The organism is Stutzerimonas stutzeri (genome assembly GCF_000935215.1).
GTDB lineage: Bacteria > Pseudomonadota > Gammaproteobacteria > Pseudomonadales > Pseudomonadaceae > Stutzerimonas.
Genome location: NZ_JXXD01000015.1, coordinates 72,428 through 91,594, shown reverse-complemented (window position 1 = coordinate 91,594; position 19,167 = coordinate 72,428). Strand labels below are relative to the sequence as shown.

Here is a 19,167-nt window from a genome sequence, read left to right as displayed (position 1 = left end):
GCGAGCATGCGCGCCAGCCGCTCCGGCTTGACCGCGGCCAGCTCGCGGCCGGTGAGTTCGGCCAGGCGTGCAAGGTCGAGCAGATGATCCTGCGGGAAGAGCACCAGCATCGCGCCGATGCTGTCGTCCAGCAGCACCGCCTGCACCCGCTGCGCAGCGGGAATGTTGGGGCGATCGCGCTGGATCTGGTAACTCACACCGAGGTCTTTCAACAGCTTGGTGATCAGGAGGGGCAGTTCGGAGCAGCTTTCGGTGTCGACAGCAGAATTCATGAGCGGACCCGTTGTAGTGACCTGCCGGAGTATAGCGAAGCCGTCAGCCACGGATGATGTGGCGACGGATGGTTGTCATACCTGGCCGTATTCCTGGCCATGACGCAGCCAACGCTCGAGCAGCGGGCTGACGTGCTGCGGCCAGCGCGCCAGCAACTCCTGGGCGGCATCGCGCACCGCCGGGAGCAGCTCGGCATCGCGCATCAGATCGGCGACCTTGAACTGCAAGAGGCCGGTCTGGCGGGTGCCGAGCATCTCGCCGGGGCCGCGCAGTTCCAGATCCTTTTCGGCAATCAGGAAGCCGTCACAGGTTTCGCGCATGATCGCCAGCCGCTCGCGGCCCAGTTGCGACAGCGGCGGATGGTACAGCAGCACGCAATGACTTGCCGCACTGCCACGGCCGACCCGCCCGCGCAGCTGGTGCAGCTGGGCCAGGCCCAGGCGCTCCGGGTTTTCGATGATCATCAGGCTGGCGTTGGGCACGTCGACGCCCACTTCGATGACGGTGGTGGCGACCAGCAGTTGCAGCTCGCCACGCTTGAACTGCTCCATCACCGCGGCTTTCTCGGCCGGTTTCATGCGCCCGTGGATCAGCCCGACGCGCAGCCCGACCAGCGCCGCCGAGAGGTCTTCGAAGGTGGTTTCTGCCGCTTGGCAGGTCAGCTCCTCGGATTCCTCGATCAGGGTGCACACCCAGTACGCCTGGCGCCCCTCGTTGCAGGCGATGCGCACCCGCTCGATCACCTCCAGACGCCGGCTATCGGCGATTACCAGGGTGTTCACCGGCGTACGGCCTGGCGGGAGTTCGTCGAGGATCGAGGTATCGAGGTCGGCATAGGCGCTCATCGCCAGGGTGCGAGGAATAGGCGTGGCGGTCATGATCAGCTGATGCGGGCAGAGCCGGCCGTCGATGCCCTTCTGGCGCAGGGCCAGGCGCTGCTGCACGCCGAAGCGGTGCTGCTCGTCGATGATCACCAGGGCCAGGCGCTTGAAGACCACCTCGTCCTGGAACAGCGCATGGGTGCCGACCACCATCGGGCAGCCGCCGGCGATCTGCTCCAGCGCCGCGGCGCGGGCCTTGCCCTTGAGCTTGCCGGCCAGCCAGGCGACCTCAATGCCAAGCGGTTCCAGCCACTTGCTGAAGTTGAGAAAGTGCTGCTCGGCGAGGATTTCCGTCGGCGCCATCAGCGCCACCTGGTAACCGGCCTCCAGCGCTTGCAGGGCGGCGAGGGCGGCGACCACCGTCTTGCCGGCGCCAACATCACCCTGCACCAGGCGCAGCATGGGCTCGTCCTGGGCCAGGTCATAGGCGATCTCGGCACCGACGCGCTGCTGCGCGCCGGTTGGGGCGAAGCCGAGGTTGGCGAGAAAGCGCTGCGGCAAGGCTTTCGCTGCTGGCAGCGCCGGTGCCTGCTGGGCGCGAACCCGCTCGCGCAGGCGCTGCAGCGACAGCTGATGGGTCAGCAGTTCCTCGAAGGCCAGGCGGTGCTGGGCCCAGTGCCGGCCTTCGGCGAGTTCTTCCAGATTGGCGTCGGCCGGCGGCCGGTGCAGATAGCGCAGCGCCTGATCCAGCGGACCGAGCTGGTAGTCACGGGCCAGCTCGGCGGGCAGCCAGTCCGGCAGGCTGTGCGGGCCGAGGCGGCTCAGCGCCTGCTCGCTGAGGTTGCGCAGGCGCTGCTGGGTCAGGCCTTCGGTGGTCGGGTAGATCGGCGTCAGGGTCTGTTCCACCGGTGCCGGCTCGCCGGTCAGTGCGCGGTATTCCGGGTGGTAGATCTCCAGCCCCGAGGCACCGGGACGCGCCTCGCCGTAACAGCGCAGCTGGGTGCCGCGCTTCATGGCTTCCTTCTGCGCCTGGCTGAAATGGTAGAAGCGCAGGCTCAGGGTGCCGCTGCCGTCCTGCAGGCGCACCAGCAGGCTGCGGCGGCGACCCATGACGATATCGGCGCCGGACACCACGCCTTCGATCACCGCGTCCTGCCCCGGGCGCAACGCGCCAATGGGCACCACGCGGGTGCGGTCCTGGTAGCGCAGCGGCAGGTGGAAGAGCACGTCCTGCAGGGTTTCCAGGCCGACCCTGGCGAGCTTCTCGGCCAGCGCGGCGCCGACGCCCTTGAGTGCGGTGACCGGAACGGTCGCCAGTTCGCTCATGGCCTCAGGCTTTCGCCGATGGCGGCTTGCCTACCGAACACAGGCGGATCGAGTCAGCGAGGATCTCGATGGCCTTGGGCCGCGGAAAGCTGGCGCGCCAGGCGATCGCCACGGTGCGGAACGGGACCGGCGGCGTCAGCGGGCGGGTCTCCAGCACACCGGGGGAGTAGTGGTGGCTCTCCACCGCCGACAGCGGCAGGATCGACACGCCCAGCCCCGAGGCGACCATGTGGCGGATGGTTTCCAGCGAGCTGGATTCCACCGTGGTATGGCTCGGCGCCTCGCCCTTGCGGGTGGTCGGACAGGCTTCGAGCACCTGATCGCGGAAGCAGTGGCCTTCACCGAGCAGCAGCAGGCTCTTGTCGTTGAGCATCTCGGCGTCGATGGTTTCCTTTGCCGTCCACGGATGGTCGGCCGGCATCAGTACGTAGAACGGCTCGTCGTAGAGCGGCTTGGTCAGCACGTCGGCTTCCTGGAACGGCAGCGCGACGATGATCGCGTCCAGTTCGCCGGTGCGCAGCTTGTCGCGCAGGATGTGGGTGAAGTTCTCTTCGATGTACAGCGGCATGTCCGGCGCCACACGATGCAGCTGCGGAATCAGGTGCGGGAACATGTAAGGGCCGACGGTGTAGATGGCGCCGACCTTCAGCGGTGCGGCCAGCTGATTCTTGCCGACCTGGGCCAGCTCGCGAATGCTCTGTGCCTGCTCCAGCACCTTCTGCGCCTGGGTGACGATGCCTTCGCCGACGGGGGTCAGGCGCACTGCGCTCTTGGTCCGCTCGAAGATCAGCACACCGAGCTCGTCCTCGAGCTTCTTCACACCGACCGAAAGGGTCGGCTGACTGACGTGGCAGCGTTCAGCGGCGCGGCCGAAGTGCTGTTCCTGGGCAAGGGTCACGATGTAGCGCAATTCGGTCAGAGTCATAGTCAGCATCCATCAATGTGCCGGCAAGCATAGCCTTTTGCGCAGCGCAGAACCAACCGGTCGGCCAGGCTTCGAAAGTCGGTACACTGCGGTTTCGTGCGGCCCGCGCGGCGGGTTACAACTGAGGGAGCAGAACATGGGCAAGCGCCTTAGCGTATTGATCGCAGGCTGTGGCGACCTTGGCAGTCGTCTCGGTCTGCAACTGAGTCGGGACGGCTGGACGGTGTATGGCCTGCGGCGCAACGCCGCCCAGCTGGCAGTGCCGATCCTGCCGGTCAACGGCGACCTTTCCGAACCGACCTGTCCGCGCTGCTGGCCCAACGGCTCGCTGGACTATCTGGTCTATGCCGCATCCGCCACCGAACATGACGAAGCCGGCTATCGCCAGGCCTATGTCGAAGGCCTGCGCAATGTGCTTGGTTGGTTACAGCAGCGCGGACAGCGCCCTCGGCGGCTGCTGTTCGTTTCCAGCACCGGTGTGTATGCCCAGCGCGACGGCGAGTGGATCGACGAGGACTCGGCCACCGAGCCCGGCGGCTTCACCGGTCGGGTGATGCTCGAGGCCGAACAGCTGTCGCTCGACAGCGCCCTGCCGGTAACGCGGGTGCGTCTGGGGGGGCTGTACGACCCGAAGCGCCCTTGGATGCAGAATCAGGTGCGCGCCGGTTTGCGTGTCGAGCGCGATCCGCCGCAGTACAGCAACCGCATCCATCGCGACGACGCCGCCGGGCTGCTGGCGTTTCTGCTGCAGAGCGACGCCAGTGGTGCTGCCCTGAAAGATTGCTATCTGGGCGTCGACGATGACCCGGCGGCGTTGCACGAGGTGGTCGACTGGCTGCGCGAACGCCTGGGCGTCACCCACTGGGCCGAGCAGAGCATGACCCGCCGCGCCGGCAGCAAGCGCTGCAGCAATGCCCGCGCCCGTGCGCTGGGCTGGAAACCCAGGTACCCCAGCTATCGCGACGGTTACGCTTCGCTGGATCGCAATCGGCATTAGTGCAGCCCGTCGGTAATCGGGCAACTCTGGTGCGGCGCTGCTTACTAAAACCCTGACAGCACGCCGCACCGTGACAGAGGAGCAACAGCGAGGCAGCAAAGGAGAATCACCGAGACGGCGTTTCCGAAACCCGACCAGGAGATTGTCCATGAGAGCCCTCCGCTGGCACGGCAAGCACGATATCCGCTGCGACAACCACGTCCCCGACCCCTCCATCGAAGACCCTCGCGACGCCATCATCAAGGTGTCGTCCTGCGCCATCTGCGGCTCCGACCTGCACCTGTACGACGGCTTCATGCCCGGCATGCAACACGGCGACATCATGGGCCACGAGTTCATGGGCGAGGTGATGGAGGTCGGCTCGGCGAACAAGAAGCTCAAGGTTGGCGACCGCGTGGTGGTGCCCTTCACCATTGTCTGCGGCGAGTGCGACCAGTGCCGGCGCGGCAATTTCTCGGTGTGCGAGCGAACCAACCGCAACAAGGACGTAGCTGACAAAGTCTTCGGCCACACCACCGCCGGCCTCTATGGCTACACCCACCTCACCGGCGGTTATGCCGGTGGTCAGGCTGAATACGTCCGCGTGCCCTATGCCAATGTCGGTCCCGTGGTGATCCCCAACGGTCTGACCGACGAGCAGGTATTGTTCCTCGGCGACATTCTCCCCACCGGCTGGCAGGCCGCGGCGCAATGCGACATCCAGCCCACCGACACCGTGGCAGTCTGGGGTGCCGGGCCGGTCGGCCAGTTCGCCGTCCGCAGCGCGGTGATGATGGGCGCCGAGCAGGTCATCTGTATCGACAACGTGCCCGAGCGCCTGTCCATGGCCCGCGCGGGCGGTGCCATCACCATCAACTTCGACGAAGAGAGCGTGCTCGAACGCCTCAAGGAGCTGACCCGCGGCAAGGGGCCGGAGAAGTGCATCGACTCGGTGGGCATGGAGGCGCACGCTGCGCGTTCGATCGATTCGATTTACGACCGCGCCAAGCAGGCGCTGATGCTCGAGAGCGACCGCCCGCACGTGCTGCGCGAGATGATCTACGTCTGCCGCCCGGCCGGCATCATTTCGATTCCCGGCGTCTACGGCGGGCTGATCGACAAGATCCCGTTCGGCGCGGCGATGAACAAGGGCCTGACATTCCGCATGGGCCAGACCCACGTCAATCGCTGGACCGACGATCTGTTGCGGCGCATCCAGGAAGGCGAGATCGATCCGAGCTTCGTCATTACCCACAGCGTCAGCCTCGAGCAGGGTCCGGAGATGTACAAGACCTTCCGCGACAAGCATGACGGTTGCATCAAGGTGGTCCTCAAGCCATGAACCGGTCGCCGATCCCTAACGTAGGGATCGGCCGAGCCACTTTATCGAGCGAGGAGTCTTTATGAGCATTCCACGTCAAGTCACCCGGCCCAACCATTCCGCGCGCACGCTGGCGCGGGGGCTGGGCTGGTTCAGTATCGGTCTGGGCGTCGTCCAGTTGGTGGCGCCGCGGCAGGTCGCACGCTTTATCGGCATGCCCGGCAGCGACGGGCTGGTCCGCGCCTGCGGGCTGCGCGAGATCGCCACCGGTGTCGGCATCCTGCTGGCGGATGATCCGAAACCCTGGATCTACGGCCGTATCGGCGGCGATGCGCTGGATATGGCCGGTCTCGGCTGGAGCATCGAGCACGGCAACGAGCCGGCCAATGCCGCCATCGCCGCCGGCGCGGTAGCCGGTATTACCGCGCTGGACCTGAGCTGCGCCAAGGCACTGGATGCCGAGCAGGTGCCGGTGGTCGAATGGGACTACAGCGACCGCAGCGGTTTCCCCGGCGGCACTGCGCAAATGCGTGGCAGCGTCGAGGCCGAGTTCGCCGCCGCGCGGGCCGAGCCCAACGGCTATTCGCCGTCGCTTCATTGAGTTGAAACCCAGGGTCGGCTGGGTAGTGCCTGGTCGACTCTGAGCGCGACGATCCGCCGCATTTGCTATGGTGGCCGGCCGTTTCGGTCGTGGCCCTGCGCCGCGCCGCCAGCTTGCAGATGAGAGTCCATGTCTTCGGTCGTCAATGTCGTCCTGCCCGTCTTTGCGCTGATCCTGCTCGGTTACCTGTGCCGCCGTAGCGGCAGGATGGGGCCAACCGGCGCTTCCGAACTCAATCGGTTCGTGGTCTGGCTGGGCCTGCCGGCGCTGCTGTTCAGCGTGGTTGCCACCTCGACCTGGGAGCAGCTCTGGCAACCCGGCTTTATTGCCGCCTTCGCCATCGGCTGCCTCGGCGTGTTCGCCTTCACTCTTGCGTATCGCATGTTGCAGAAGCAGCCGCTGGTCGACGCCAGCCTGGATGCGCTAGGTGCCTCCTACGCCAACACCGGCTATGTCGGGATTCCGCTGTGCATGCTGGTGCTCGGCGACGAGGCGCTGCAGCCGGCGATGGTCGCCTCGATCGTGGTGGTCTGTGTGCTGTTCGCCATCGCTCTGGCCTGCGTCGAGACCGGCCTGCATGCCGGGCAGGGCGTGTTGCGCACGCTGGGAAAGGTAAGCAGTGCACTGGCGCGCAATCCGCTGGTGATCGCGCCGCTGCTCGGCGCGCTGTGGGCGGCGAGCGGTCTGCAATTGCCGGTGCCGCTGGCGACATTACTCAAGCTGCTGGGCGCGGCGGCGGCGCCCTGCGCGCTGGTGTCGCTGGGGCTGTTCCTCGCCCAGCCGCAGCCCGAAGGACGGGTGCAGGGGGTGTGGCCGCTGGTGGGGCTGAAGTTGGTGGTGCAGCCGCTGATTACCTGGTATCTGGCTTTTCAGGTATTCGAGCTGCCGACGCTGTGGGCCTATTCGGCGTTGCTGCTCGCCGCGCTGCCGACCGGGACTGGCCCGTACATGCTTGCCGAATTCTATGGGCGCGAGGGCTCGCGGGTGTCGCGGGTGGTGCTGCTGTCGACGCTGGGCTCGCTGATCAGCCTGTCGCTGATTCTGGTGTTGTTGCCGGTCTGATATGCGCGCTCACTTGCGCGTGGATAAGCCTGCGGCGTTATCCACGTGCCAACCCTCCCCCGACTGTCAGCCCATCGCCCGTGTGACTTCCAGCACCACGGCAGCGATGCGATCACACTGGGTGTAGGCCCCGCCAAGCAGCTCCTCGCCAAACACGTCCGGGTCGATCTCACGGTAGCCCCACTGCAGGTCGGTACGCTCCAGGCGCTGGCGCACCTCGGCCAGGAAGGGGTCCTGGTTGTCGATCATGGCCACCCCGGTATACAGCAGTAGCGTGCCGCCTGGCGCCAGGCGGCCGAGCGCGGCATCCAGAATCGCCAGCGACAGCCCGGCACCGAGCGGGCCACCGCCGTGACGATAGGCGCGCTGGTCGGCATCGACCAGATAGGGCGGATTGGCCAAGACCAGATCGAACTCGCCCTGCGCGTTGCTAAGCAGGTCACTGCGTTCGGCGCGCAGGTTGTTCGCCCCAGCCAGCGCTGCGTTGATACGCGTCAAGCGCAGCGCTTCCGGATTGATATCCACCGCTAGCACTTCGGCTTGCGGTCGCGCCAGGGCAGTGAGAATGGCGCCGGCACCCGAGCCACAGCCGATGTCCACCACACGGCGGATTTCGCCGGCATGCTGATTCAGGTGGCTGCAGATGGCGCTGGCGAAGCGGTAGGTGTCCGGGCCGAAGAACACCGCGTCGGTGGCTTCGGTGGGAAAGGCCGAATGCAGGAACAGCTGCCCGTCGAGGCTGGACAGGCGCACCTTGGAGCGCCAGCGCGAGCCATAGGGTTCCAGCACGTCAGCCTGATCCATCAGGCTGAACAGCGGTGGTGGCAGCAGTTCGTGCTGGAAAGGGCGACTCCAGCCGAAGACCCCTGGCAGGTCATCGGCGAGCGCATTTTCCGGGCGCTGATTGACTCGTTCATGGGTCAGCGGTGTGGGCGTGATGAAGTGATAGCCGCGATCCCGCAGGGCCTGGCCCAGGTGCAGCAGCGCGCGGTCCTGCGCATTGTCCATGGTCATCGTCGCGTTCCTTGGTGGTGCCTTCAGTTGAACAGTCCGTTGAACAGCCGCGTGGCCAGCAGGCCGGCGGCAGTGTGGTGGCGTTGAGGGGCGAGAAGCGGCAGCAGCAGGCGCATGCGCGCGGCGCGATCGGGCAGGCGTGCAATCTGTTGCTCGAGCAGCTGCAGTTCCTCGTCGAAATCGTTGCCGCTGACGCTTTCCGCCGGTTGCAGCGCACCCGGCTCCTGCGGCACACGCCGGGCGTTGAACAGCGCTTGGCGCTGCAGCAACGCACCGCGCGGGCTGCGCTTGCTGTCGGCCTGCCAGTCGCCAGCGATCCAGTCATGGATCATCTGCTGCTCGTAAGCGCTGAAGACGCCGAACATCGGCGCCTGTTCGCCGGCGATCAGCTGCCAGAAGCGGCTTTCCTGCGGGTCATGGCCGCGCTTGATCCAGCCGCGCTTGTCCAGCACGTAGAGAAACTGTTCGACGTCCTCGGCCAGCCACTGATTGACCGTGCGGCCTTCGAAACGGCAGTAGTCGGAGTGTACGAACTGGCCGACCGCCGCCTTCTTCTCGAGGATGCGCTGCACCTCCCGGGACAGATCGAAGTCGCCGATCACCGAGACGGTGCTGGCGCCGAGGTCGTTGAGCCGGTAGCCGTTGCGCACCCGTCGATAGAACTCCGCACTGTCGCCGACCTGCGGCAAGGCATCCAGCACGCCCTGCACGGCTTTCTTGGCGTGGCCGTTGTCGGCGTTGTCGACGGTGACATGCAGGGTGAAGTAGTAGGGGTCGATGCCCAGCTCGGTCAGCTCGTAGGAGGTGATCAGCAGGTGCAGCGGTAACTGTTCGTAGCCCAGGTTGAAGCCGATCACTTCTGGCAGGAACTGCTCGGCATGCTCGGCCAGTGCCAGCTGGATGGCCCCCTGGACGAAGTGCTCGTCGTCCAGCTCCTGCCAGTCATCGCAGCCCTGGCTGGCCAGCAGCTTGCGGTAGAGCACCACATGGTTCTTCTCCGGCAGGCCCTCGCCGAGCTCTTCCAGATAGGTCTGGATCAGTGCGGTGAAGCGCGCATCGTCCCAGCGCTGTAGCAGGCCATAGAGCCAGGCACCATCGACCAGCTTGGTCGGTGCCACCCCGCGGAGGAAATGCAGAGCATGGGCCTTGCTGGCGAAATAGCGGCGCGGACCGCCGGCACGGCGTTGGTCCAGGTAAACCTGATACTGGCGACCGACCGTTTCGGTGCGCTGCATGACCCAGGCTTCCAGGCCGGCCGGGTCCTCCGGCAGGTCGGACGGCAGCGCAGCGGCGGCCTCGAGCTGCGCACGCAGGTACTCCGCAGCGCTGTCGCGTGATTGCGCGTCGACCTCGCGGGCAAGGGCGAAGTACAGCGCCCGTGAGGGCTGATCCTGCGTGGGTTGGAGGGCAGGAGTGATCGGCAGGCTGCGAGAAGTCAGTTGCATGATTCTGTTCTATGGCAGGTTCTAGTCCAGTTTTGGCTGCCGGGCCAGTGGTTTAGTTCAGCTGCACCGCCGAGCGGCCATCGGTCCAGAAAAGCACCGCTGCGCTGCAACTTCCGCGGCTACGTCTCCTCCCAACCGATAGAGCCACCCGGACGGGCCGGGCATGGCCACAGGTACGCGAGGAGCAGCTGATGAGTCAGAACGACCAGGGTCGCGAGAGCATCGAGTCCATCGACCAGAGCGGCGATGCCCACGAGCAGAATCCGGAAACCACGTCCACCCAGGGCGAGGTCGCCGGTGGTGACGAAGCCGACGTACCCGGCGGCGCCTACAACGTGCCGCCGGGCCTGGCCGAGGAGGTGAGCGAAGAGGACGCCTCGCGCGAGTCGCAACGCAAGCCTTGATTGTGAGCGCCGATGTCAGACTCAGCCGGCACGCGGTCCGGCTGGCCTGCTGCTAATACCGCCGCTCGGCTTCAGGGTTTGGCAAGAAACTTGATGTCCGACGGGCGCTCGACCGGCAGGGTCTGCAGCGTCTCGCCGAGCTTTCCGCTGTCTGGGTCGCGCCCGATCACCACTACGTCATCGCTCAGCTGATTGGCGATCAGCAGGAAACGCCCGTCTGGGGCGATGGCGAATTCTCGTGGTTCGCGGCCTTCAGTGGGGCGGCGCTGGATTTCCCGCAGGGCGCCGTCGCTGTCGATGGCGAAGACGATGATGTGGTTGTAATCGCCGCGGTCGCTGACATAGAGGAAACGGCCATCGGCTGAGGTGTGGATCGCACCCGGTGAATGACGCACCTCGCTAGCGGCATCTTTCAGGTCCAGCAGTTGCCGGCGGATCAGGTTGCCGTTCGTGTAGTCGAAGCTCGCCACCTGGGCGCTCAGCTCGAGGGCGAGATAGGCGTGCTTGCCATTGGGGTGGAAGACCAGATGGCGCGGGCCGCTGCCCGCTGGCAGCTCGATGCTGGCGGGTTCGTCGGGTTGCAGGGGTCGTTCGGCATTGCGCGGGTCGTAGCGGTAGACGAATACCTGATCGGCGCCCAGGTCACTGACCAGCAGGCGCTTGTCGTCCGGGCTCGGTACGGCGGAGTGCACATGCGCGGCCTGCTGTCGCTCGGGGTGCACGCCGCTCGACTGATGCGCAAGAAGCTGCGTGACCGGCAGTGGCCGGCCATCCTCGGCCAGCGGCATCACCGCCAGGCTGCCGCCCGGGTTCGGTCGCGCCCCGTAATTGCTGATGAACAGGTAGCGCCCGTCATGGCTGAGGCTGGCATGGGTCGGTTCGTCGCCCAGGCTGATGTTCTGCCCGATCAGCTGGTGCTCGCCGCTGCTGTCGAGTTGCCAGGCGCTGACACGACCGACCGGGTCGGCGTGGGTCGGGCTGTTCTCGTTGGTGGCATAGAGGCGCCCGCGCTGCTCGTCCAGCACCAGCCAGGAGGGATTGTGGCTGGCGAGTGTCTGCAGCGGTTGCGGGTCGATCCGACCTTTCGCCGGATCGAAGCGCAGGCGCAGAACGCCCGGGCTGTCGCTGTCGTGCGTGTAGCTGCCGATCAGGATTTGCATGTCGTCGGTCTCGGCTCGCGCGCCGGCAGACAGCGTCGCGCCGACCAGCACAGCGAGAGCGAGGCGAAGCAGTACGGGGCGTTTGCGCGTGGTCATTGATGTCATGCCACTATTGACCACCGTGGGCGCCCAACGCTCCCGAAGACGTTGTTCGAACAATACCCGACTGTCAGGGTCTGATATGCACCTGGGCGGACGCCAGCCACCCGCGAATTCAGGAAGATTCATGGACCACTTGCTACCCGTTCAGCTCGTCGAATTGCAAAACGTCGCCGCCGATCTGGCTGAAACCGTCATTGCGCCGCTGGCGGCCGAGGTCGATGCCGACTGCCGCTGGCCCGCCCATTCGCTGCGAGCACTTGGCGACGCCGGGCTGCTCGGGCTGCAGGTGCCGAGCGAACTGGGCGGCCTGGGACAGGGGCTGCTGGGCTTGTGCGTGATTACCGAAACCATTGCCCGCGCCTGCCCGTCGTCGGCGCTGTGCTACGGCATGCATTGCGTGGCGACCGCGGTGATCGCCGCCAAGGCCACCGAGCATCAGCGCGAACACTACCTGCGGGAGATCGCCGCGGGACAGCACATCACCACGCTGGCGCTCTCCGAGCGGGGTACCGGCGCGCATTTCTACCTGCCGGAAACCCGTCTGGATGCCGACGGCGAAGATTTCCTGGTCGACGGTACCAAGCAGTTCGTTACCAACGGCGACCATGCTGACTCCTACGTCGTGTCTACCGTCGCGGCGGGCGCCGAGGCGGGGGATTTCAGCTGCCTGATCGTCGACCAGGGCAGTGCCGGCATGAACTGGCTCGAGCCCTGGGCCGGCTTCGGCATGCGTGGCAATTCCTCGCGGCCGCTGCAGCTCGATCGCGTCCGGGTGCCGGCGCGCAACCTGCTCGGCGAGCCGGGCGATCAGGTCTGGTACGTGTTCGAGGTGGTCGCGCCGTTCTTCCTCATGGCCATGGCCGGCACCTATCTGGGCGTTGCCCAGGCGGCGCTGGACGAGGCGAGCCTGCATCTGCGCTCGCGGCATTACAGCCATTCCGGCGAGTCGCTGCGGGATGTGGAAAGCCTGCAGATCCGCTATGGCGAACTCTGGACCGAGCTGGTCAAGACCCGCGCGCTGGTGCGCGAAGCCGCACGCCGGGGCGATGGCGCCCACCCCGAGGCGTTGTCATTCATCCTGGCGTGCAAGGCTGATGCGGCGGAGACCGCAGTGCGCTTGGCCAACGAGGCGATGACTCTTTGCGGCGGCGCGGCCTATCGCGAGAACAGTCGTGTCGCCCGTCTGCTGCGTGACGCGCGGGCCGCGCACGTGATGACCCCCACCACCGGCCTGCTCAAGCTCTGGACCGGTCGCAGCCTGCTGGGGCTGCCGCTGCTATGAGCGACCTGCTGCTCGATCAGATCGCGCTGCTGGAGGCAGGCGATGCCGCGTTGCGCGAGCAGATCGACAGCTGGGCGGCAGCCCACGGTCTGCAGGTGCGCAGCCTTGATCCAGGCGCGTTGCTGCCCGATGAGAACGAGCCGGCGCTGGTGCTGCTGGCGCCCGGTCTGCAACGCCCGGTGGCGCAGGCCCGGCAGCTGCGCAGTCGCTGGAAGGTCACCCAGTTGCTGTTCCTTAGCGATGAGGCGGGCGTCGACTCGCTGCACCGCGAGCTAGGCCCGGCGCCGTTGCTCGGGCCTCACTGGTCGATCGTCACCCTCGGCGCCAGCGCGCTGGCGCAGCTTGATCAGGCCTTGGCCAGCGTGCGGCGGCGGGCGCGCCTGCGCACCACGTTGGCGCAGGCCAACGCGATGGTCGATGGCGGCCAGTTGAGCAAGCGTTCGTCACTCACCGCAGAGCTCTATCTGCATCATTTCATCGACGCGGCACGCGACGCCATCGTCGGTCTCGACCGCGCCGGGGCGGTGCTCTACTGGAGCGCCGGTGCCGCCGAGCTGTTCGGCCTGGGCCGTGGCGAGGTGCTACGCCGTGCGGCGAGCGGGCTGCCGTTCTGGAGCGACGAGCTGGGCCAGGCCCTGGCGCAGGTCCAGGATTGCGACACGACGCTGACCCTGCAGCATGAAGATGCGGCTAACGGGCGAACGCTGGAGATCGTCGTCGCCGCCGTGTGTTCTGCGGATGGCGCGGTGGTGGGTGCGGCGCTGACCTTGCGCGATGTCTCGGCGCTGGTCGCGGAGCGTCGCGCCAACGAGCTGCATGGGCGTCAGCTCAGCGAGGAGCGCGCCCACCTGCAACGGCTGTTCGACCAGGCGCCGGGCTTCATCGCCATCACCGAAGGGCCGCAGCACGAGCTGAAGATCGCCAATCGCGCCTTCCACCAGCTGGTCGGCGCCCGCGAGCTGCTCGGGCGTCCGGCGCTCAAGGCGTTTCCTCAACTGGAAAGCCGCGCGCTCTCCGATTTGCTACAGCAGGTCTATGTCACCGGGCGGCCCTATATCGGCCGCGACATCGCCGTGCGCGTGCGCCCGCAGGCCGGCGGCAAGGCCGAGCGTCACTATGTGAATTTCATTTTCCAGCCGGTGTTCAGCGAGGACGAGCAGGTCAGCGGCATCTTTTGCCAGGGCCATGATGTCACCGCCCAGGTGCTGGCGCAGCAGGCGCTGCAGCGCTCCAGCGAGCAGCTGCAGGAGCTGGTCGAGGAGCGCACCCGCGAGCTGGAACTCAGCCGCCAGGCGCTGTATCAGTCGCAGAAGCTCGAGGCCATCGGCAAGCTCACCGGCGGCGTGGCACACGACTTCAACAACGTGCTGCAGGTGATCGCCGGCAATCTGCAGTTGCTGCAGCCGCTGGTGGAGGCCAACCGTGGCGCGGCGAAGCGGGTCGATGCGGCCAGCTCCGCCGTCGAGCGCGGTGCCAAGCTGGCGCGGCAACTGCTGGCCTTCGCCCGTCGGCAGCCGCTGCGCCCGCAGCCGACCAACCTTAGCCGGCTTTTGCGCGACCTCGACGAGCTGCTGCGCCAGGCGTTGGGCGAGCGCATCGAAATCGAAACCGTGGTGGCGGGCGGGCTGTGGACGACGATGGTCGACCCGAACCAGCTCGAACAGGTGGTGCTGAACCTGGCGATCAATGCCCGCGATGCCATGCCTGATGGGGGCAAGCTCACCCTGGAGCTGGGCAACGCCATGCTCGACGAGCACTACACCGGTACCCAGATCGACGTCGCGCCAGGGCAATACGTGTTGCTGGCGGTGTCGGACACAGGCGTTGGCATGCCCGCCAACATTATCGAACAGGCCTTCGAACCGTTCTTCACCACCAAGCCAGAAGGGCAGGGCACCGGGCTGGGGCTGAGCATGGCCTACGGCTTCGCCAAGCAGAGCGGCGGGCATATCCGCCTGTACAGCGAACCGGGTGCCGGCACGAGCGTGAAGCTCTACCTGCCGCGCACCGAGCAACCCGAGGTACAGGCGCAGCCATCCACCGTCGGGCCGGTGGTGGGCGGCAGCGAAACCATCCTGGTGGTCGAGGACGATCTGCCGGTGCAGGCCACGGTGATCGAGCTGCTCACCGGCCTCGGCTATTCGGTGCTGCGCGCCAACGATGCGCAGAGCGCCCTGAGCATCCTGCAGAGCGGCCTTTCCATCGACCTGCTGTTCACCGATGTGGTCATGCCGGGGCCGCTCAGCAGCACCGAACTGGCGCGCCAGGCTCGCGTGTTGCTGCCGGATATCGCCGTGCTGTTCACCTCCGGCTACACGCGCAATGCCATCGTGCATGGCGGGCGCCTCGATCCGGGCGTGGAGCTGCTGAGCAAGCCCTATCGGCAGGAAAACCTGGCGCGCAAGGTGCGCCAGTTGCTGGGCACGCAGCACAGCGACGACAAACCCGTCGAGCAGCAGTGGGTGATGGTGGTGGAGGACCAGCCGCAACTGCTGGTGCTGGCCTGTGAGATGGTCGAGGAGCTGGGCTACCGCGCCTGCGGCTATCCGAATGCTGAAGCGGCCGCGCAGGGGCTGCACGAACAGCGCTTCGATCACCTGTTGCTGGACGTCAATCTGCCGGGCCGATCAGGCCCCGACTTCGCCGCCGAGGCCTTGCGAACCCAGCCATGGCTGCGGCTGGTATTCGTCTCCGGTGAAGGGCGTATCGAAAGCAACCTGCCGGCGCGCTCGCTGCCCAAGCCGTTCAGCTTCGACCAGCTCGCCGAGATCCTGCAGGGGTAAGGGCCTCGCCGCGTGCCTGGGGGCGGGCGCCGCTGCGCGACAAGCCATGCAGGCCGATGGCGACGGGCGCCGCCAGGGCCAGCCAGCTCAGCCAATCGCCCGCGCCTTCGGACACCAGCCCGGCGATCAGCCCGAGCATGGACAGCACGCCGATCAGCACCGGCCACAACCAGATGCGCATCATGAGCGTACCTCCGTCGTGCCGCGCTTGAGCCACAGGTACAGGCCGCTGCCCAGCACGACGATGGTGAGGATATCCAGCAGCCCCCATAGAATCTTCAGCGGCAGGCCGCCGTAGTCACCGAAGTGCAAGGGTTCTGAGAGCTGCAGCGCAGTGACGTACCAGGGCCGGGCGCCGGCTTCGAGCACTTCGCCATTGGCCGGGTCAACCAGCAGCGCCTGGGTCAAGCGGGAAGTCAGCGGCGTGTCGCCGCGCAGGATCACCGCGACGTGCTCCGGCGTGGCGCGCAGTGTGCCGGGGTAGGCAATCATCGACACCGCCATGTCCGGCGCTGCAGCCAGCACGCGATCGACCGCCGTCTGCAAGGAGCCATCAGCGGCTGGCGCGTCACTGGCATTGGTGGCCAGCAGTACCCGCGTTTCACCGGCCTGCAACGCGGCGACCTGTTCGGCCTGCCAGGCCTGGAAGATCAGGTCCGCCCAGGTATTGATCACTCCGGTGAAGCCCACCGCCAGGGCCCACACCAGGGTGACGATGCCGAGCAGGTTGTGCAGGTCCAGCCAGCGGGTGCGCGGCGTGCGTTCCTGGCGCACCTCGCCGAAGCGCAGCTTGCGCATGAAGGGCGCGTAAAGCACCACGCCGGAGACGATCGCCACCATCAGCAGCAGGCCCATGAAGCCGAGAAACAGCTTGCCGGCGAGCCCCGCGTAAAGGTCGACGTGCAGGCGGTACATCACGCTCATGAAGCCTTCGTCGAAGTTCGGCGCGCCGAGCACCTCGGCCGTGCGGGCATCGGAGAGGATCAGGGTCGACTCGCTCTCGTCGGTGTCGACGCGGGTATCGAGCTTGACGTACCAGACGTCCGGCGCGTCTTCCTCGGCGAAGAAGTACAGTGGCACCAGACCGGGGTAGGCCTTCACAGCTTCGGCCGCAACCCGGTCGACCGCAGCGCGCGGCGTGCCCCCGGGCATCGCCGGCGCCTCGATCTCGTTGCCGGTGAGGTGATCGATCTCGTGGGAGAAGATCAGCGGCAGGCCGGTCAGGCACAGCATCAGGATGAACAGCGTAGAGACGAGACTGGACCACTTGTGGACCCAGCCCCACCGCCGCAGGTTGACTGCCTGCATCAGAAGTCGACCGTAGCGCTGACCGAGAGCGTGCGCGGGGCGCCGAGGACGAGGTAGTTCTCGTTCGCGTAACCGCCGGTGGATGCCCAATAGTCGCGCCCGGTGACGTTATCCAGGCGAGCGCGCAATGTAACGTCACGCTCCTGAACGTTCATGCTGTAACGGGCGCCCAGGTCCAGACGGGTCCAGGAAGGAAGTTCACGATTGTTGTCCAGATCGGTGTACTGCTTGCTGGTGTAGACGACGCGGCTGGTCAGCGTAAGTCCGCCAAGGCCAGGCACATCCCATTCGCCACCGATGTTGGCTTGGGTCTTGGGCACGCCAATGGCGTGGTTGCCGTCGTATGTCCCGTTGTCAGTGTCTTGCATTTCTGTATCGATCAGCGTGACGCCACCGAGTACGCGAACGCCCAGTACAGGTTCGCCGAATATCGACAGTTCAAGGCCTTGGTTCTGTTGATCGCCACCTTCACGGAACACGCCGTCGGACACAGCGCCTACGGCCCGCTCGGTGCGGAAGGCCGCCAGGCTACCGCCAATGCCGATGCCGTCATACTTCACACCGACTTCGGTCTGTTTGGCGACATGGGGGGCCAGACGTACGCCGGGGTTCGAGACGCCAGAGAACGGCGCGCTGTCCCCTCTGGCCAACCCTTCGATATGGTTGGCGTACACTGAAACATCGTCGGTCAACTTATAGAGCACACCCGCAACTGGTGTGGTTTCGTAGGTTTTGATGTCGGAGTCTTCGCTACTAGTACCGGTGAACCCGTCATAGTCCGTGGTATGGATGCCCTGGCGGCGGACACCGAGTGTGACCAGCAGGCGGTCGTCCATGAATCCGAGCGTATCGGCAATCGCCAGGCTTTGGGTGCGCGTGCGCCCGATTACTCGAGGGTCGGAGAAGGGGCTGCTGACTGTTGAAGGATCGAGCTCTGGCATGGGCACATCGAACGAGTTGTCGAGCCCGCCTGCAAAGGTCGCGTAGTTGCCGCCGAAGCCGTTTCGTTCTTCGGAGCGGAATGTGGCTGCAGACATTACCCACTGGTGCGATACCGAGCCAGTCAAGGCATAGCCTCGCAAGCCGACTTCGCCCGTAGATATGTCTTCCTCGCGACGGTTATCGAAGCGGTAGGCCGTTGTAGCGTCCGCTCCCATGTAAGTCGGGTTGGCCAAGCGATTTTCTTCTTCGCCACGACGTGCACCGACGGCTAGCCAGCCCGTGATCGAGTCAGAAAAGTCGTATTCGCCCCGGACGGTGCCGAACGTCTGCTTTTCCTTGGAGAACGTCCAGGATTGGGCAAAGTTGTCTTCGGCATCCGGTGCACTTGGCAGGTCTATGCCGTCTGCGATGTAAACGCTTGGCCGCGGCTCATCGATGAAGTGGTACTGATGGCCGATATCGGCGGACAGGCGGAAGTTGTCGCCCTGGTAATCCAGCCCAAGAGCGAACATATCCAGCGTACGGTCTTCGTTGTCGACCGGCGTTTCGCCGGCATGCTTGGCGGCGTTGAGGCGTACACCGAAGCGCTCGCCTTCGCCGAAGCGGCGGCCTAGGTCGACTGCTGCCGAACCTTGACCGCCGCTTTCGGCGCCTAGCGTTAAGCGGGTCAACGGTTCATTGGGTGCACGTTTGGGCACAAGGTTGATCATGCCGCCCACACCTGTCCCGCCGGGCGCTGCGCCATTGAGGAAAGCACTGGCGCCGCGGAAGACCTCCGCGCGTTCGATGAACTCAGCCGCTACGTATTGGCGCGGCAACAGACCGTATAAGCCGTTGTATGAGATGTCGTCCGAGAACAGGCGGAAGCCCCGGACCATGTACAGCTCCTGCATGTTGCCGAAGCCTCGTGCGACACGTACCGACGGGTCGTTCTGCACGATATCCGACACGCTGCGTGCCTGCTGATCTTGGATCAGCTTGGAGGTATAGGCCGTGGAGGTGAACGGCGTTTCCATGTAGTCGCGATTGCCCAGAATCCCTACTCGCCCACCACGCGCAACCTGTTCGCCGGCATAGGGTTGGGTCAGGCCATCGGCCGAGGCGTCGGCGCTGGCGGTGATTTCCACCGATTGCAGTTCGACCGGCTCGGCGGCAGTGCCTTGAGATTGATCTTCGAGTTGCTCCTGAGCCATGAGCGGCGAGCCAGCGAAGCTGGCGGCAAGGCAAACGGGCAGCAGTGCGGTTTTACGCGCGAAGCGAAGAGTGGGCATGGCGGACCTGACCGGACGTTGAGCTGTGAGGGTGGCGGATGACGGCGCGATGGGCAGTTGAGAGTCTGTGCCATCTGAGAGCCACTATCATATTTCAATGCTAATAATTCGCAACCGTATTCCGTCCGATGGAGCCGCGGCATGCTCGCGC

Annotated in this window: 16 protein-coding genes; 7 read left to right on the top strand and 9 right to left on the bottom strand. The window is 65.9% G+C overall.

The genetic code is table 11. From position 1 onward, the window contains the following. The 3 genes from LO50_RS02535 to LO50_RS02525 form a co-directional block, all read right to left on the bottom strand. On the bottom strand, positions 1-272 hold a 272-nt coding region (locus LO50_RS02535), incomplete at its 3' end, for a YbaK/EbsC family protein (RefSeq protein WP_044314020.1). A gap of 75 nt (positions 273-347) precedes the next feature. Continuing rightward, positions 348-2,420 (bottom strand): ATP-dependent DNA helicase RecG, encoded by a 2,073-nt coding sequence (gene recG / locus LO50_RS02530; RefSeq protein ID WP_044314019.1) that lies wholly within the window; start codon positions 2,418-2,420, stop codon positions 348-350. 4 nt (positions 2,421-2,424) lie between these two features. Next, positions 2,425-3,345 (bottom strand): hydrogen peroxide-inducible genes activator, encoded by a 921-nt coding sequence (locus LO50_RS02525; protein ID WP_014822082.1) that lies wholly within the window; start codon positions 3,343-3,345, stop codon positions 2,425-2,427. Between the two features lie 136 nt (positions 3,346-3,481). Here LO50_RS02525 and LO50_RS02520 point away from each other — a divergent pair, with 136 nt between their 5' ends. The 4 genes from LO50_RS02520 (at position 3,482) to LO50_RS02505 (ending at position 7,305) form a co-directional block, all read left to right on the top strand. After that, a complete protein-coding gene (locus LO50_RS02520) occupies positions 3,482-4,342 on the top strand; it encodes an SDR family oxidoreductase (RefSeq protein WP_044314018.1) in 861 nt (286 codons plus the stop codon). 148 nt (positions 4,343-4,490) lie between these two features. After that, the gene (locus LO50_RS02515) at positions 4,491-5,663 is read left to right on the top strand and encodes a zinc-dependent alcohol dehydrogenase (protein WP_044314017.1); all 1,173 of its coding nucleotides are present in this window, start codon (positions 4,491-4,493) and stop codon (positions 5,661-5,663) included. A 61-nt stretch (positions 5,664-5,724) separates the two neighbouring features. Further along, entirely contained in the window at positions 5,725-6,243 is a 519-nt protein-coding gene (locus LO50_RS02510; protein ID WP_044314016.1) for a hypothetical protein, read from the top strand. A gap of 129 nt (positions 6,244-6,372) precedes the next feature. After that, positions 6,373-7,305, top strand: a complete 933-nt coding sequence (locus LO50_RS02505; RefSeq protein WP_044314015.1) for an AEC family transporter — start codon at positions 6,373-6,375, stop codon at positions 7,303-7,305. A gap of 66 nt (positions 7,306-7,371) precedes the next feature. Here the strand turns inward: LO50_RS02505 and LO50_RS02500 are convergent, their stop codons facing one another. Both LO50_RS02500 and LO50_RS02495 read right to left on the bottom strand, forming a co-directional pair. After that, the gene (locus tag LO50_RS02500; RefSeq protein ID WP_044314014.1) at positions 7,372-8,319 is read right to left on the bottom strand and encodes a methyltransferase; all 948 of its coding nucleotides are present in this window, start codon (positions 8,317-8,319) and stop codon (positions 7,372-7,374) included. A 23-nt stretch (positions 8,320-8,342) separates the two neighbouring features. Next, on the bottom strand, positions 8,343-9,764 hold the full coding sequence (locus tag LO50_RS02495) for an iron-containing redox enzyme family protein (RefSeq protein ID WP_044314013.1): 1,422 nt from the start codon (positions 9,762-9,764) through the stop codon (positions 8,343-8,345). Positions 9,765-9,955: 191 nt separating this feature from the next. Between LO50_RS02495 and LO50_RS02490 the strand changes: the two genes are divergently transcribed. Then, positions 9,956-10,168, top strand: coding sequence for a hypothetical protein (locus LO50_RS02490; protein WP_014822075.1), 213 nt, complete (start codon positions 9,956-9,958; stop codon positions 10,166-10,168). A 71-nt stretch (positions 10,169-10,239) separates the two neighbouring features. On the opposite strand, the gene LO50_RS02485 is transcribed toward LO50_RS02490, so the two are convergent. Next, entirely contained in the window at positions 10,240-11,424 is a 1,185-nt protein-coding gene (locus tag LO50_RS02485) for a lactonase family protein (protein WP_044314012.1), read from the bottom strand. Between the two features lie 130 nt (positions 11,425-11,554). Between LO50_RS02485 and LO50_RS02480 the strand changes: the two genes are divergently transcribed. Then, positions 11,555-12,712, top strand: coding sequence for an acyl-CoA dehydrogenase family protein (locus LO50_RS02480; protein WP_041015420.1), 1,158 nt, complete (start codon positions 11,555-11,557; stop codon positions 12,710-12,712). Next, positions 12,709-15,495 carry a response regulator gene (locus LO50_RS02475; RefSeq protein ID WP_044314011.1) on the top strand — a complete coding sequence of 929 codons (2,787 nt, stop codon included), beginning with the start codon at positions 12,709-12,711 and terminating at the stop codon, positions 15,493-15,495. Before LO50_RS02480 ends, LO50_RS02475 begins: the two co-directional genes overlap by 4 nt. Here LO50_RS02475 and LO50_RS02470 read toward each other — a convergent pair. From LO50_RS02470 to LO50_RS02460, 3 genes are read right to left on the bottom strand one after another with little or no spacing between them, the layout of a single operon-like run. Next, positions 15,458-15,679, bottom strand: a complete 222-nt coding sequence (locus LO50_RS02470) for a hypothetical protein (protein WP_044314010.1) — start codon at positions 15,677-15,679, stop codon at positions 15,458-15,460. The genes LO50_RS02475 and LO50_RS02470 overlap by 38 nt on opposite strands. Further along, on the bottom strand, positions 15,676-16,803 hold the full coding sequence (locus LO50_RS02465) for a PepSY-associated TM helix domain-containing protein (protein ID WP_044314009.1): 1,128 nt from the start codon (positions 16,801-16,803) through the stop codon (positions 15,676-15,678). Before LO50_RS02465 ends, LO50_RS02470 begins: the two co-directional genes overlap by 4 nt. Beyond that, on the bottom strand, positions 16,803-19,016 hold the full coding sequence (locus LO50_RS02460) for a TonB-dependent receptor (protein WP_044314008.1): 2,214 nt from the start codon (positions 19,014-19,016) through the stop codon (positions 16,803-16,805). The genes LO50_RS02465 and LO50_RS02460 overlap by 1 nt, the downstream gene beginning before the upstream one ends. Between the last annotated feature and the right edge of the window lie 151 nt (positions 19,017-19,167).

Excerpts from the sequence above, each read along its gene's own strand:
- recG (WP_044314019.1), bottom strand. The coding sequence starts at position 2,420 with ATGAGCGAACTGGCGACCGTTCCGGTCACCGCACTCAAGGGCGTCGGC.
- LO50_RS02525 (WP_014822082.1), bottom strand. The coding sequence starts at position 3,345 with ATGACTCTGACCGAATTGCGCTACATCGTGACCCTTGCCCAGGAACAG.
- LO50_RS02520 (WP_044314018.1), top strand. The coding sequence starts at position 3,482 with ATGGGCAAGCGCCTTAGCGTATTGATCGCAGGCTGTGGCGACCTTGGC.
- LO50_RS02515 (WP_044314017.1), top strand. The coding sequence starts at position 4,491 with ATGAGAGCCCTCCGCTGGCACGGCAAGCACGATATCCGCTGCGACAAC.
- LO50_RS02510 (WP_044314016.1), top strand. The coding sequence starts at position 5,725 with ATGAGCATTCCACGTCAAGTCACCCGGCCCAACCATTCCGCGCGCACG.
- LO50_RS02505 (WP_044314015.1), top strand. The coding sequence starts at position 6,373 with ATGTCTTCGGTCGTCAATGTCGTCCTGCCCGTCTTTGCGCTGATCCTG.
- LO50_RS02500 (WP_044314014.1), bottom strand. The coding sequence starts at position 8,319 with ATGACCATGGACAATGCGCAGGACCGCGCGCTGCTGCACCTGGGCCAG.
- LO50_RS02495 (WP_044314013.1), bottom strand. The coding sequence starts at position 9,764 with ATGCAACTGACTTCTCGCAGCCTGCCGATCACTCCTGCCCTCCAACCC.
- LO50_RS02490 (WP_014822075.1), top strand. The coding sequence starts at position 9,956 with ATGAGTCAGAACGACCAGGGTCGCGAGAGCATCGAGTCCATCGACCAG.
- LO50_RS02485 (WP_044314012.1), bottom strand. The coding sequence starts at position 11,424 with ATGACCACGCGCAAACGCCCCGTACTGCTTCGCCTCGCTCTCGCTGTG.
- LO50_RS02480 (WP_041015420.1), top strand. The coding sequence starts at position 11,555 with ATGGACCACTTGCTACCCGTTCAGCTCGTCGAATTGCAAAACGTCGCC.
- LO50_RS02475 (WP_044314011.1), top strand. The coding sequence starts at position 12,709 with ATGAGCGACCTGCTGCTCGATCAGATCGCGCTGCTGGAGGCAGGCGAT.
- LO50_RS02470 (WP_044314010.1), bottom strand. The coding sequence starts at position 15,679 with ATGATGCGCATCTGGTTGTGGCCGGTGCTGATCGGCGTGCTGTCCATG.
- LO50_RS02465 (WP_044314009.1), bottom strand. The coding sequence starts at position 16,803 with ATGCAGGCAGTCAACCTGCGGCGGTGGGGCTGGGTCCACAAGTGGTCC.
- LO50_RS02460 (WP_044314008.1), bottom strand. The coding sequence starts at position 19,016 with ATGCCCACTCTTCGCTTCGCGCGTAAAACCGCACTGCTGCCCGTTTGC.